General features: G+C 65.7%; 14 protein-coding genes. 7 read left to right on the forward strand and 7 right to left on the reverse strand.

Annotated elements, in window-relative coordinates; translation table 11 throughout:
• Positions 1-276 precede the first annotated feature (276 nt).
• From ACZY1F_RS19090 to ACZY1F_RS19100, 3 genes are all read left to right on the forward strand, one after another.
• Positions 277-735, forward strand: coding sequence for an Lrp/AsnC family transcriptional regulator (locus ACZY1F_RS19090; protein ID WP_463943966.1), 459 nt, complete (start codon positions 277-279; stop codon positions 733-735).
• Between the two features lie 107 nt (positions 736-842).
• The gene (locus tag ACZY1F_RS19095; protein ID WP_463943967.1) at positions 843-2,330 is read left to right on the forward strand and encodes a WXG100 family type VII secretion target; all 1,488 of its coding nucleotides are present in this window, start codon (positions 843-845) and stop codon (positions 2,328-2,330) included.
• A complete protein-coding gene (locus tag ACZY1F_RS19100) occupies positions 2,327-2,974 on the forward strand; it encodes a hypothetical protein (protein ID WP_463943969.1) in 648 nt (215 codons plus the stop codon). The genes ACZY1F_RS19095 and ACZY1F_RS19100 overlap by 4 nt, the downstream gene beginning before the upstream one ends.
• A gap of 41 nt (positions 2,975-3,015) precedes the next feature.
• Here the strand turns inward: ACZY1F_RS19100 and ACZY1F_RS19105 are convergent, their stop codons facing one another.
• Positions 3,016-3,471 carry an Lrp/AsnC family transcriptional regulator gene (locus ACZY1F_RS19105; protein ID WP_463918986.1) on the reverse strand — a complete coding sequence of 152 codons (456 nt, stop codon included), beginning with the start codon at positions 3,469-3,471 and terminating at the stop codon, positions 3,016-3,018.
• 105 nt (positions 3,472-3,576) lie between these two features.
• Between ACZY1F_RS19105 and ACZY1F_RS19110 the strand changes: the two genes are divergently transcribed.
• Positions 3,577-4,227: a LysE family translocator gene (locus tag ACZY1F_RS19110; protein ID WP_463943971.1), complete on the forward strand. Its 651-nt coding sequence runs from the start codon at positions 3,577-3,579 to the stop codon at positions 4,225-4,227.
• On the opposite strand, the gene ACZY1F_RS19115 is transcribed toward ACZY1F_RS19110, so the two are convergent.
• From ACZY1F_RS19115 to ACZY1F_RS19140, 6 genes are all read right to left on the reverse strand, one after another.
• The gene (locus tag ACZY1F_RS19115) at positions 4,224-4,601 is read right to left on the reverse strand and encodes a nuclear transport factor 2 family protein (RefSeq protein WP_463943973.1); all 378 of its coding nucleotides are present in this window, start codon (positions 4,599-4,601) and stop codon (positions 4,224-4,226) included. The genes ACZY1F_RS19110 and ACZY1F_RS19115 overlap by 4 nt on opposite strands.
• 94 nt (positions 4,602-4,695) lie before the next feature.
• Positions 4,696-5,661 carry a hypothetical protein gene (locus ACZY1F_RS19120; protein ID WP_463943975.1) on the reverse strand — a complete coding sequence of 322 codons (966 nt, stop codon included), beginning with the start codon at positions 5,659-5,661 and terminating at the stop codon, positions 4,696-4,698.
• A gap of 33 nt (positions 5,662-5,694) precedes the next feature.
• Positions 5,695-6,195: a DUF456 domain-containing protein gene (locus ACZY1F_RS19125; RefSeq protein ID WP_463943977.1), complete on the reverse strand. Its 501-nt coding sequence runs from the start codon at positions 6,193-6,195 to the stop codon at positions 5,695-5,697.
• Positions 6,196-6,313: 118 nt separating this feature from the next.
• A complete protein-coding gene (locus ACZY1F_RS19130; protein WP_463943978.1) occupies positions 6,314-7,513 on the reverse strand; it encodes an NAD(P)-dependent malic enzyme in 1,200 nt (399 codons plus the stop codon).
• Positions 7,514-7,801: 288 nt separating this feature from the next.
• Complete coding sequence (locus ACZY1F_RS19135; protein WP_463943980.1) at positions 7,802-8,410, reverse strand: TetR/AcrR family transcriptional regulator; 609 nt, start codon at positions 8,408-8,410, stop codon at positions 7,802-7,804.
• 102 nt (positions 8,411-8,512) lie between these two features.
• Positions 8,513-9,817: an MFS transporter gene (locus tag ACZY1F_RS19140; protein ID WP_463943982.1), complete on the reverse strand. Its 1,305-nt coding sequence runs from the start codon at positions 9,815-9,817 to the stop codon at positions 8,513-8,515.
• Positions 9,818-9,957: 140 nt separating this feature from the next.
• On the opposite strand from ACZY1F_RS19140, the gene rraA reads away from it, so the two are divergent.
• The 3 genes from rraA (at position 9,958) to ACZY1F_RS19155 (ending at position 13,960) form a co-directional block, all read left to right on the forward strand.
• Positions 9,958-10,455 (forward strand): ribonuclease E activity regulator RraA, encoded by a 498-nt coding sequence (gene rraA, locus ACZY1F_RS19145; protein ID WP_463943984.1) that lies wholly within the window; start codon positions 9,958-9,960, stop codon positions 10,453-10,455.
• A 198-nt stretch (positions 10,456-10,653) separates the two neighbouring features.
• Positions 10,654-12,315, forward strand: coding sequence for an MDR family MFS transporter (locus ACZY1F_RS19150; protein ID WP_463943986.1), 1,662 nt, complete (start codon positions 10,654-10,656; stop codon positions 12,313-12,315).
• A 205-nt stretch (positions 12,316-12,520) separates the two neighbouring features.
• Positions 12,521-13,960, forward strand: a complete 1,440-nt coding sequence (locus ACZY1F_RS19155; RefSeq protein WP_463943988.1) for a sugar porter family MFS transporter — start codon at positions 12,521-12,523, stop codon at positions 13,958-13,960.
• Positions 13,961-13,963: the final 3 nt, after the last annotated feature.

Here is a 13,963-nt window from a genome sequence, read left to right on the forward strand (position 1 = left end):
TTCGGGGATCCGACGTCGGTGGCTCAGGGGCTCTTGCCGTGTGTGCAGAATGACCGTGGTGTGAACAAGTGTCAATCAGCGGCGTCCTCCTTGCGGGAGGCGGTGTCCAGTTGCCGGGTGGTGTGCCGGTGTTCCTGTAGCCTGCGGGATTCGGCGGTAGCCTTAGCCCTTGTTGCCACAATTTGAGCAGACACTCTACAGTTGGCACAACCGGCATGTATTTCGCTGGTCAGTCTGACCAATAACAGCCACACACTCCGACAGGAACTGATCAGATTGCAGCAATTGGACCCCACGGATAAACGCATCCTCAACGCCCTGGACGAGGACCCCCGCGTCCCCATCATGGTGCTGGCGCAACGGCTGGGCCTTGCGCGCGGGACCGTCCAGTCGCGCCTGGAGCGGATGTCGGCGTCGGGCGCCCTTCGTCCCAACAGCAGCCGGGTGCTCCCCTCCGCCTTGGGCCGGGGTGTGGCGGCGGCCGTCAGCGCCGAACTGGACCAGAGCCACCTCAACGAAGCGATCGCGGCGCTCCGCATGATCCCCGAGGTCCTGGAATGCCACGCCCCTGCCGGCGACACCGACCTGCTGATCCGGGTGGTGGCCACCAGCCCGGACGACCTCTACCGCGTGTCCGAGGAGATCCGGCTTTGCCCTGGAATCGTCCGCACCTCCACCAGCATGTTCCTGCGCGAGGTCATCCCGTACCGCACCACCGGACTGCTGCAGGACTGAGTTCGTCTCTCTGGGCCGCGCACTCCAACCCGTACGGGGAGCTCTCCCCATCGCCTGCTCGGGCGCATCGCAGCTAGGCTGGCACGGGAATCCATTCAGGGGGAAACATGGCGGGGAACTTTTACGGCGGCGACGTTGCCCAGTTGCGGCAGCTCGCCAAGGACCTGGCAGGCGGCGCCACCAGGCTGAACCTGCTCGGCCAGCAGCTCACCAGCGTCATCGGCACAGGCACCTGGAAAGGGCACGACGCCGGGCGCTTCCGGAGCGATTGGACCTCGTCGCACCTAAAGCTGCTGAAGTCGGCAACAGCCGGGCTTGAGTCGGCCTCCAAGTCGCTGCTAGCCAATGCGGACGAGCAGGAAAAGGCCAGCAATAGCGGCGGTGGCGGTTCTGGCGGCAGCGGCCCCGGGGGCAGCGGTTCGGGTCAAGGCGCCGCCCAGGATCTGACTGACCGCTTGAACGGCATGACACCTGAAGAACGCCAGGAATATCTCAGCAGCGACGAATTCAGGCAATGGGCCCTGGACAACCCTGAGGGTGCCAAGGCCGCCATGGACGCCGCCGCCGACTCCGGCCTGATCGACAAAAACTCCGAAGAATACGCGGATTTCCTCAACTCCTATTGGAACAACCAAGCCATGCTGGACATGGGGATCGACCCTTCCAGCTGGGACACATCCAAGGGCACGGAACACAACTGGGAAACCATCAAGAAGGTTTACGACTTTTACGGCCAGGCCTATCTTTCCAACCCGGACCTACAGTGGGCCGGCATGGCCAACATGATCGGCCCGTCCTTCGCTGGCGGGTTCAAGGACATGGCCATGCTGCGGGACCTTGCACAGCAGATCGCGGACAATCCGGCCTCGGACGTCCCTCTTCCCATCCTTGACCAGATCGAACAGCTCGCCGGGATGACCGACGCGGAGATCCGTTACTACGAAACCAGCATGCTGGACATGAACAAGGAGATCTTCCTCGACCAGGCCCGCCAGCACCAGGCCTACATGAACGGCGGAATCGACGAGATCAACCGGCTGCAGGACTCTGGCGCCATTGATTCCAAAACTGCGGAGGCCTGGGCCAACATCGATTCGGGCAACCCGGCCCTCATCCAGGAGGGAAACACCTCCCTGCTGTACCGCGAACAGAACGAGATCATCGCGGACGACTACGACAACATGCGCAACCACCCTGGCGGGGAAGCCGTGACGTACCTGGTCACGCTGGCCGGCGAGCCGTCCATTCCCGGGGCGAAGAGCTACCCGGAGGTCTTCCCTTACAGCTTCAGCGTGGAGAGCCCCGGGCCGGAAAACGTGCCGTTCACCAACTGGGACAACCCCACCCAATTCCGCACGGACTTCACCACCGGCTTCCCGGACGGGAACATCTCCAACGCCGACCAGCGCTGGGAACTCATCAGGCAGGACACCCTTCCGGCCTACCAGGACCTGCTTGCGACGGATCCCGCACGGGCTGAGCAGATCATCGCCTCCGACTTCAATGACCGCGTGGACCAGTACAGGCCAATCAACAACATCCCTGGCATCATGGACCGCTTTGTGGATGGCTTCGGCGCGGAGGTGCACCAGTGACGTCCGCAACCGCGTCCTCGCTCCTGAGGCGGCAGGCCGCCGTCGTACTTCTTGCACTGTCCGCTTGCCTCGCCCTGCCCGGCTGCCAGATCAGCGGCACCGCCACCGAACCGACCTCTCAAGGGAGCACCATGAGCACCTCGGAATTCTCCACCCTCGACGCCGCCGGAGTGGCCGCCATCCGGGAGTCCAAGACCGCACGGCTGGACATGAGCTCGGGACGGCTGGAAAAGGCTGCTGTACGGGTCACCGAAGACAGCTATGGGCCCGAGATCAACACCCGGGACTCGGGAAAGATCAAATTCACCATCGTTGCCCCGAGCGGCGAGATCAGTGGAGAAACGGACCGGATCCGATTCAACACCACTGACAAACGGCCGGACTTCAGCGAGGTCACCTACTTCCTCACCGCCAACTCCCCAGACGAGTATTTTGAGCTCATCCGGGACGGCGTGGAACGGTACGGGGTCAACGCCGACTCCGCCGAACGCTGGATCGCCGGCGCCCAGCGGGACCCCGAACGAAAGAGCGACTTTTCCATCACCTCAGGGACGGACACGGGGCTGGAAGTGAACTACGACCTCCGCTACGACGGCACCAAGGACACCCAGGTGATCATCGTCCATGTCAGCCCGGCAGCCTAGGCAACGTGGCGTGCGGACCGTCGGCGCGATGAAGACCCGCGCTACACCGGCGGGCCGGCGTTGGACTTCAGGTTCTTCATCACCAGGGTGGACGTCAGCCGCTCAACACCCGGCAATGAGGTGAGCTCGGCGTCGTAAAAGCGCTGGTAGGCAGGCAGGTCCTCGGCGATGACCTTCAACAGGTAGTCCGGGGATCCGAACAGCCGCTGGGCCTCCACGATGTTGGGATTGTCCGCCACCCGGTTTTCGAAGATCTCCATCGTGGAGCGGTCCACCTGACGCAAAGTGACGAACACAATGGCCTCGAAACCCAGCCCGACGGCGGCCGGATCAATGTCCGCCTTGTAGCCGCGGATCACGCCCGACGTCTCCAGGTCCCGGAGCCTCCGGTGGCATGGCGCCACCGTGAGCCCGACCTTCGCAGCCAGCGCCGTGGCAGTCATCCGGCCATCCTCTTTCAGGTGGCGCAAGATATTCCTATCAATATGGTCAATCACGCAAAAATCTTACCAAAACCAGGCCACGGGCAGCGAAAATGGTAAGCACTTATGGCCGGATACTTCATAAGGTTTGTCCTGTACCTAATCGGACAGGAGCCCGCCATGAATCCCCAGTTGTTTGTCGCCTTTGTGCTGGTGGCCGTCGCCCTCGCCTGCACCCCCGGCGTGGACTGGGCGTATTCCATCACGGCCGGCCTGCGGCAGCGCAGCTTTGTCCCGGCCGTGGCCGGACTTTGCGGCGGCTATGTCCTACATACGCTGCTGATGGTGGCAGGCCTGGCGGCCCTGCTGTCCGGCCTGCCGGGCGTCCTAGGCTGGCTCACGGTGGTCGGCGCAGGCTACCTGCTGTGGCTGGGCGTCAGCACCCTCCGCTCCTGGCGCGGCGCCTCCTTCAGTGCGGCAGGCGCCGTCGGGAAGCCCGCCAACCAGCTCCGCACCTTCCTGCAGGGCATGGGCACCAGCGGCATCAACCCCAAGGGGCTGCTGTTCTTTGTGGCGCTGGTGCCGCAGTTCGTCAGCCCGGAGGCCTCACTCCCGGTCCCCGTGCAGTCCGGCCTGCTGGGCCTGACGTTTGTCCTGCTGGCCGGGACCGTCTATACGTGTGTGGCGCTGCTGGCGCGCAAGCTCCTGCAGTCCCGGCCCGGCGCCGCGCGGACAGTCACACTGGCCAGCGGCATCATCATGGTTGCCCTGGGCGTTGCGCTCCTCGCAGAGCAGCTGGTTCCGCTGGTTGCCGGGCTCACGCAAGCCTAGGTTTTGCGCTCCATAAACCATTCCGTGAACTCCGAGGCCCGCCCGTCCGGTTCAAGGCGGATGACCCACAGGTTGTCGTAGCTGGGACTGTCACCGAGGTAGTCCGTGAAACCCTGCACAAAGGCCAGCCCGCCGTCGGTCCCCAGCCCACTGTCCGCCCTCAACAGTGTCCAGTCGAAGGTCCAATTCCCCGGTTGGTCCGCCGCCGCTAGCCAGCGGTCCACGATCTGCTCGCGCCCCCGCCATGCATCGGCATCGTGCGGCCGGGTGGCGTACACGGCTTCCTCGGTGAACAGCGCTCGGATGTGGTCCGGGTTGTTGGTGGTCCACGCGGCGATGTACTTTTCCATCCAGGACCGGAGTGCGTCGCTCATGCCTCCGTTGTACTACGGGGCGGCTTGGTCCACAAGGCAGGTTCACAAGGCCAGTCCGCGAGGCAGTTCCATCAGGCCACCCGCAACCCGACGCCTATTTCCCGTCCAGGTTTTCCCACTCCTGCTCCCAGAGCCGGCGCTCGCCAACGTCCTTGCGAATGACTTCGAACGTCTCCAGCTCCGCCGGCCGGCCGCGGAGCCAGTCCCGCGGGTTGAGGGACTTGCGGCCGTTGTCCAGCACCAGCAGGGCACGGTCGGTGAGGGCATCGTTGCGGAGCACCACGTCTGTCTTCCGGCGGCGGAGGACCTCCTTCAGCGCGTCGTGCGCTTGTGCGTGGGCGCCGAGCCGCCGCAGCGCCCGCCCCCGGAGCAGCAGCAACGCCGCCGAGAGGTCATCGGAGTTCAGCAGCCCCTCCGTCCAGATCACCACTTCCTTGTCGCGTCCCAGCGCGAACGCCAGCGCGCAGCGCGCCAGTGCTGACGGCAACGACGGCGGCAGCCCGGCCGCCGTCTGCAGCGCGGCTTCCAGCTGGCCCGTCTCCCGCAAGGAGTGCGACAGGGCCAGGAAGACCGACTCCTGACTGAAGAGCACGGGGACTTCGATGCGCTCGGCCACCTCCACCCGCGTGACCACACGCGTGAGGTACGTGGCCGCATACTGGTTGGCGTCGTCGCCGTTCCTGATGGACAACCCCCGCTGGAGGAGTTCTGACGCACGCAGGTAGCCGCCGTGCTGGTACGACAGGAGGCCCGCCATAACGGAGCAGAGCCCGGCCCAGCCCGGGTAGGCCCGGCCCGCGGCGATGAGCCGCTCCGGTTCCTTGCCGGTGAAGATGGCATCGTGCACGGCCTTGGCCGCTTTGCCGGGCATCCGCCTGAGCCTGGGGACCTCGCCGTCCACGGCGATCAACGCGGCGTCCCGGCCGCCCAGCACACCATGGATCAGCCCGCCCACGCTGCCCGCGAGTTCCCGGACGGGCGTTTGGAACTGGACGTTCCCGAACGGCGTTAGGTCCCGGGTGTCCCGGTAAATCGGTCCTCTGGCATCCCCCGCGGTCATTTCTCCATGCTACGTGGCGGGCCTGCGCGAGCCCTACGTGGCGGCGGCGACCCAGAGCCCGATCACCCAGGTGCTGGCCGCCAGGCACGCCAGCCCGAACTCCACCAGCATGCCCAGGCCGGTGGCCTTCAGGGCAGCCCAGCTGGTGGACGTTGCCGTGGCAAAGTTCCGGGTACGGAGGAATTCGCTGAGCAGCAGGCCCACGGCGAACCCCACAAAGAGCCCCACCACCGGGATGATGAACATGCCGGCCACACCCGCCGCCAGGCCGATCACCACGCTGCGGTTGGGGATGCTGTGCTGCCTGAGCTTCCGTCCGGTCAGCACCGCACTGGCAGCCATGCCGGCGAGCACAAACACCATTCCCACCGCGAAGACCACCCAGCCAGCGGTTCCGGCACCGCCCCAGATGGCCCACGCCAGCAGGCTGAGCCCGATCAGGAAGCTGCCGGGCAGGACGGGGATGATGGTGCCCGCCACCCCCACCAGGATCGCCAGGCCGCACAGGACACTCACCACGGTTTCGGAGTTCATGAGCCCCAGTTTAGGGCGGCGCAGCGGTCAGCTTCGCCGCTTAACGCCCGACGGCGGTGCGTCCCCTGGGCGGGGAGGCACCGCCGTCGGGCGTTGTGTCAGGGTGTGGCTGCGGAGGCTACTCGGCTTCCACGGCGGCGGCGACGGCGGCCGTCACGGCCGGGGCGACGCGCGGATCCAGCGGGCTGGGCACGATATAGTCCGCCGAAAGGTCAGCTTCCGCGAGTTCGGCAATGGCTCGTGCTGCGGCAAGCTTCATGGCCGGCGTGATCCGGCGGGCACCGGCGTCCAGTGCGCCGCGGAAGATTCCGGGGAACGCCAGGACGTTGTTGATCTGGTTGGGGAAATCGCTGCGGCCGGTGGCCACCACGGCGGCGTACTTGGCAGCCACCTCGGGCAGGACTTCGGGGTCCGGGTTGGAGAGGGCGAACACGATCGAGTCGGCGTTCATCAACTTCAGGTGCGTCTCGTCCAGCTTCGAGGAGGAAACCCCGATGAACACGTCGGCGCCAAGCAGCGCTTCGCCCGGCCCGCCCGTGACGCCGCGGGGGTTGCTGCGCTGCGCCATCTGGGACTTCTTGCTCTGCGTGTCAGCGGCGATGTCGGCCCGCTCCCGGTTGATGACGCCCTTGGAGTCGAGCAGGACAACATCCGTGATGCCGGCGGCGAGCAGGATTTCGGCGACGGCGATGCCTGCAGCTCCGGCGCCGGAAACTACCACGCGGAGGTCTGCGAGTTCGCGGCCGGTTACCTTGGCGGCGTTCGTCAGGGCGGCGAGGGCCACCACGGCCGTGCCGTGCTGGTCATCGTGCATGACCGGGCAGTCCAGCGCCTCGATCAGCTTCTCTTCCAGCTCAAAGCAACGGGGAGCCGAGATGTCCTCAAGGTTGACCGCGCCGAAGCTGGGGCGGAGACGGACCAGGGTTTCCACAATCTCATCAACTTCCGTGGTGTTCAGGACCAGGGGAATGGAATCCAGCTCGCCAAAGGTCTTGAACAGGGCAGACTTGCCCTCCATTACGGGCAGTGAGGCGGCGGCCCCGATGTTGCCCAGACCCAGCACCGCGGTGCCGTCGCTGACCACAACCACCAGGCGCTGCGCCCACGTGAGGGTCTTGGCGAGTTCCGGGTTGTTGTGGATGGCGCGGCTGACCTCGGCGACTCCGGGGGTGTAGGCGATGGACAGGTCGCGCTTGTTGGACAGCGGGACCGTGCTGGTCACCGAAAGTTTCCCGCCCTGGTGGGCATCGAAGATCTCGGCCTCGGTCAGGGCAGTAGCTGCTGAATTGTCGGTCGGTGCGATTGCGTCAATGGACACGTCGTTGTCTCCTGGGGCTAGCCGTGGGCGCACGGCGCAGAAAGGCTCAAGCACAGGGAGGCTCAAGGTGGAATTCGTTGCTTCTTGGGCCCAGAGGTGGCGGGCCCGGTGTGAAGCCCTTGCAGATGCGGGTTGCCAGCCACTCCGGTCCTGCAATACTAAGCACCGCTGGCGGGCAGAAAAGTGCAGCCGTGGCGTAAAAATGCATGCTAAATCGTTTAATCGGGCATATTTGTGACCCACGTCACGGCATAAAAACGTCTTTATTGGCCCTCTGGTCTAGACCGGTTACGCCGATCGGTGGGCGGCCCGGGCCCCGGAAGCCACCGGAGCGAGCAGTGTGCAGGCCTTTTTGAGGTCCTCTTCGGCCTCAAACAGCGAAAGCCGGCGGTTGCGGACGGACTGGACCAGACCAGTGACGGTCAGCAGGAGCACCCGGGCCGCTACGGCGTCGTCGGAGGCGGTGGCCACCGCCGTTTCGCTCAGCGCATCGATTTCATGCAGGAGTGCGGTGGTGTCCCTGTCCTTGAGGTAGACGCAGCGGCTCAGGCACTGCTCGACCGCCGGCTGCATCACCCGCATATGGAAGATCTCCATGACCACACCGGTGAGGGCCTTGCCGCCGAAGCTGGCCGCTGACGTGCGGGCGCGGCCCTGAAGCTCGTCCAGCTGCTGGCGGTAGAGGGAGAGCATCAGGTGGTTGGCGGTGGGGAAATAGCGGTAGACGGTTCCCAGCGGCACGCCGGACTTTTCTGAAATGCCCGCGAGGTCCACGGACTCCAGCCCCTTGCGGGCAAACCCTGCGGCAGATTCAAGGACGCGAGTGTAGCGCAGCCGCTGGCGCGGGGTGGAGGGCCGGGCGGCCATGGACGGATGGGCTGAAAGTGTCTCGGGCATCAGGGTTCCGGGGTTGTGTTTTTATGGTGCAGCGGCAGGGAGAGTCCTCATCCCGTGGGCCTGCAGTCCGCCTCAACTATACGGCACGGGCAAATGCCGGAGTCAGTCGACCCCCTTGATTTTGACCACGAACACGGCACCCAGCAGGCCGATGACGGCCGCCGTGGTGAACAACGTGACGTACCCGCCGAAGTACGTCACGGCGAGGAATGCGAGGACGGGCGCGAACACCTGAGGCAGCGAGTTGGCTACGTTGATGACGCCCATATCCTTGCCACGATCGGCAGCCTGCGGCAGCACCTGCGTCAGCAGCGCGAAGTCGACGGCAAGGTAGGCGCCAAACCCCACGCCCAGGATGCCGGCTCCAATAAGGGCGCCGGTCCACACAGGGAAGAAAGCCATTGTCAGTCCCGCCGCGGCAATGATGGCGGAGGACCCGATCACAAACGGCTTCCGCCGGCCCAGCCGGTCGCTCCACGGCCCCGCTATCACCGCGGTAATCATCACCATCACCGCGTAAATGCCGGTCAAGGTCAGGACCCCCAGGGCCGGGTCCTCGTGCTTGAGGACGTCCCGGAGGAAAAAGAGCAGGTAGACGATGGTCATCTGGTTGCAGACGTTGACCAGGAATCGGGTGAGCCAGGCCCAGGCGAAGTCCGGGTGGCGGGCAGGGCTGATCCAGAAGCCGCGCAGGAAGCTGCCCCACGCGAACGGCGGGCGGTCTTCACGCGCCAGCGGCGGGTCATTCCGGTGGAACAGGTACGGCAGCACGGAGAACAGCAGGGCGGCCGCACACATGGTGTAACCCACCATGAAGTTTCCCGAGACCACCGCCCCGAAGACCGCGCCGAGGAGGATGCCCACCGTCTGGCCCATCGCCGCCAGTCCGCCCACGCCGCCGCGCTGCAGGACAGGCACCCTGTCCGGGACGGCGGCGGTAATGGCGGCGTACGCGGCGTTGGCGCCCAGCTGGACCAGACACCAGAACAGGACCATCAGGGCAACAGCAGTAGCACCGGACATCGCCAGCAAGGCAGCGGTGGCCAGGATGGCGCCGGCCAGGACCCAGGGCGCACGCCGGCCGAAACCTGAGACCGTCCGGTCGGAAAGTGCACCGAACAGCGGATTGGCCACCAGCGACACAGCGGCGCCACACCCTGTCACGAGGGACAGGATGGCTTCCTTATTGGCCTCGTCGATGCCGATGGCCTGCTGGCCGATAAAAACGTTGATGGGACCAAAGAAGGCCGCGTTAATGCCGACGTTGACCAGCACCAGCCCGGTCACCCAGCGCGCGGTGACCTTCTGCGTCGGCTCGGCGAGCGCCGCCGTCGAACTTTCCCGGCCCGCTCCGGGAACCGCCGCAGCGCTGGGATCCGGGGCTGCGGGTGTGTCGGACAGGCTCATGCTGGTTCCCCCTGGAACGGTTGGTGATTCTGAAAATCAGACTATCGTGGGCTGCAACGCCCCGCTTGTCATACGGCGCTTGCCTCGTGTGGCTATGCACAGCGCCCCGCCCACCACGACACCGAACACCTGGAGATCCAATGACCGCATCTGCTGCAGGCAACACCACCAGCCCCGTCAACACCGCCGATCTGTACGACGAGCGCGGCGAGGAACTGGCGTCCGTATCACTCCAGTTCCAGTCCCTCGGCGGCCGTTCACACTTCAGTGGCCCGGTCCGGACCATCCGTTGCTTCCAGGACAACGCCCTGGTCAAGTCCACGCTGGCCACCCCCGGCAACGGCGCCGTGCTGGTGGTGGACGGCGGCGGTTCGCTGGGCACCGCCCTGATGGGGGACATGATCGCCGAGAGCGCCGTGGCGAACGGCTGGGCCGGCGTCGTGATCAACGGCGCCATCCGCGACCGCGAGGCTATCGCCCAATTGGATCTCGGCGTCAAGGCACTGGGCAGCAACCCGCGCAAGAGCGCCAAAGCCGGCGCCGGTGAGGTTGATGTGGATGTAGTGCTCGACGGCGTGACCTTCCGTCCCGGCGTCACGGTCTGGTGCGATCCGGACGGCATTCTCGTGGAGCGCTGATCGAGGTCCCCCGGCTGTGGGGGTGGGGCGGAGTCGGGTCGGGGCTGCGGCTGCGGCTGCGGCTGCGGCTGCGGCTGCGGCTGCGGCTGCGGCTGCGGCTGCGGAAGAAATATCTGGCAGCGGGAATGAAACGGGAACTAACATAGTTACTGAAAGCAACTATCGAGCGTGATCCCTTAAATCTTTCCTGGAGAAGCCATGTCCAAAACAACCGCTGTGCGTGCCGCCGGCGAAACCCTGACACAGCGTCAGATCGTCACCGTGATGGTGGGGCTGATGCTGGGCATGTTCCTGGCATCGCTGGACCAGACCATCGTGTCCACCTCCATCTACACCATCGCCAACGACCTCGACGGGCTGTCCCTGCAGGCGTGGGCCACCACCGCCTACCTCATCACCTCAACCGTCAGCACTCCGCTGTACGGCAAGCTGAGCGACATTTTCGGCCGCCGCCCGCTGTACCTGATCGCCATCGTCATTTTCCTGGCTGGCTCGCTCTACGCCGGGTCAGTGCACTCCATGACGGAACTGGCCATCGCCCGCGGCGTGCAGGGCCTGGGCGCCGGCGGCCTGCTGGCTCTCGCGCTGACCATCATCGGCGACATCGTATCCCTCAAGGACCGGGCCAAGTACCAGGGCTACTTTATGTCGGTATTCGGCATCTCCTCCGTGCTCGGCCCGGTAGTGGGCGGCGCGTTCGCAGGGTCCGCCAACATCCTGGGCTTTGACGGCTGGCGCTGGGTCTTCTTCATCAACCTGCCCATCGGCCTGGCGGCCCTGGCCGTGGTGTTTATGTTCCTGCACCTGCCTGCCAAGCACGTGAAGCAGAAAATCGACTACTTCGGCGCGGCCGCCATCACGCTCGCCATCGTCCCGCTGCTGTTGGTGGCGGAACAGGGCCGCAGCTGGGGCTTTACATCGCTGAACTCCTTCCTCTGCTACGGCCTGGGCGCGGTGGGCATCATCTGGTTCCTGCTGGCCGAAAAGCGCGCCGGGGACTACGCCCTGATCCCGCTCCGGCTCTTCCGGAACGCTACTTTTGGCCTGTCCTCGCTGCTGAACTTCATCATCGGCATCGGCATGTTCGGCGCCATCGCCATGCTGCCCATGTACCTGCAGCTGGTCAAGGGGCTCACACCCACCGAAGCCGGCCTGATGATGATCACCTTCACGCTGGGCATCCTGACCGGCTCCATCACCGCGGGCCGCACCATTTCGGCGTCGGGCACGTACCGGATCTTCCCCATCGTGGGCACCGGCATCCTCACCGCTGCCGCCGTGACCATGGGCCTGTCCCTGGGCGTGGATACGGATCTGTGGGTTCCCGGCGTAATCGCCGTGTTCTTCGGCATGGGCCTGGGTTTCTGCATGCAGCCGCTCACGCTGGCCATGCAGGTCTCCGTGCCTCCGAAGGACATGGGCGTGGGGACGTCCTCCGCCGCGTTCTTCCGCTCCATGGGCGGCGCCGTGGGCACGGCCGTGTTCATCTCCATGCTGTTCAGCCTGGCCGCGAGCAGGATCGCCGACACGATGAAGTCCGCTATGTCCAGTGCCGACTACCAGGCCGTGCTGCGCGACCCGGCCGTGGCGGCGGACCCCGCGAACGCCAAGCTCTACGAGTTCTTCCAGAACGGGGCGTCGAACGAATCGCTCAATGACACCAGCTGGCTCCACTCCGCCAACAGCGTGCTCACCCGGCCCATCACCGAGGGCTTCGCGTACGCGATCGACACTGTGATGATCACCGCGGCCGTCCTCACCGGGATCGCGTTCCTGATCAGCTTCGCGCTGCCGAACAAGAAGCTGACGGACCCGAAAGTAGCCCCGCGGGGAGATGCAGCTGCGGTGCCGGCCCACTAAGCCGCCTCCCCTGAAACAGGCAGACGACGACGGCGGCGCACCCCGCCGTCGTCGTCTTTCTGTTTCGTAGGGCAAGAGTTCCTGAGTGGAACGACGGGCGGTGGCGTGCCACACTGTTTAGCGCGTGTGCGCCGGCCTCTGAGCCGGTACCGCAGCCGACGACGTCCGCACCGCATCCACCCGACCCCCAAACCCAGGGAGCAGCATGCCCACCGCCACGGAGCAGACAACCGCCAAGATCCCGCAGCGGGTGATCTGGCTGGCACTGGCAGGCGCGGTAGGCGGCTTCCTGTTCGGCTTCGACTCGTCCGTGGTGAACGGTGCAGTGGATGCCATCAAGGATGAGTTCGCGCTGTCCGAGGCCGTGACCGGCTTCGCCGTGGCCGTCGCACTGTTGGGCTGCGCCGCCGGTGCGTTCCTCGCCGGCAAGGTGGCCGACCGCTACGGCCGCATTCCCGCCATGAAGCTCGGCGCGCTGCTGTTCCTGGTCAGCGCCGTCGGAACCGGCTTCGCCTTCGGCGTCTGGGACCTGATCTTCTGGCGCCTGGTGGGCGGCCTGGGCATCGGCCTGGCTTCGGTGATCGCGCCGGCCTACATTTCCGAGATTTCGCCGCGGCAGGTCCGTGGCCGGCTGGCCTCGCTGCAGCAACTGGCCATCACCACCGGTATTTTCGCCGCACTCCTGTCCGACGCGCTCTTCGCCACCACCGCCGGCGGCGCGGACCAAGCGTTCTGGCTGGGCCTGGAAGCCTGGCGCTGGATGTTCCTCGCCGCAGCGGTTCCCGCCGTGGTGTACGGCTGGATCGCCTACACGCTCCCGGAATCCCCGCGGTTCCTGGTGTTCCAGGGCAAGGAAGACGAAGCCCGGAAGGTCTTCGACTCCATCGCCCCGGCCGAGGACACCGACCGGCACATCCGCGAGATCCAGGACGCCATCGAAGAGGACAAGCTGTCCGGCCAGAAGGGCTCGCTCCGCGGCAAGACCTTCGGCCTGCAGGCAGTGGTCTGGGTGGGCATCGTCCTCTCCGTCCTGCAGCAGTTCGTTGGCATCAACGTGATCTTCTACTACTCCACCACGCTGTGGAAGGCCGTCGGTTTCCAGGAGAAGGACTCGCTCACCATCTCGGTGGCAACCTCCATCACCAACATCCTGGTCACGCTGGTGGCCATCGCGCTGGTGGACCGGATCGGCCGCCGGCCCATTCTCCTGGCCGGTTCCATCGGCATGGCGGTTTCACTGGGCACCATGGCGCTGGCATTCTCCGCGGCCGTCGGCTCCGGCGAAGAGATTTCCCTGCCCGGCGCCTGGGGTCCCGTGGCCCTCGTGGCGGCCAACGTGTTTGTGATCAGCTTCGGCGCGTCCTGGGGCCCGCTGGTCTGGGTCCTCCTTGGCGAAATCTTCCCGTCCCGGATCCGGGCCCGCGCCCTGGGCCTGGCCGCAGCCGCGCAGTGGGTGGCCAACTTTGCCATCACACTCAGCTTCCCCGTGATGGCGGCGGCTTCCTTGCCCCTGACCTACGCCATGTACGCGCTGTTCGCGGCGGCGTCGTTCTTCTTCGTTATGTTCAAGGTGCCTGAGACCAACGGCATGTCCCTGGAACAAGCCGAGACGCTGTTTGTGCCCAAGGGCTCCAAGAAGGCATAACGC

The sequence above is a fragment of the Pseudarthrobacter xylosi genome (assembly GCF_055412765.1).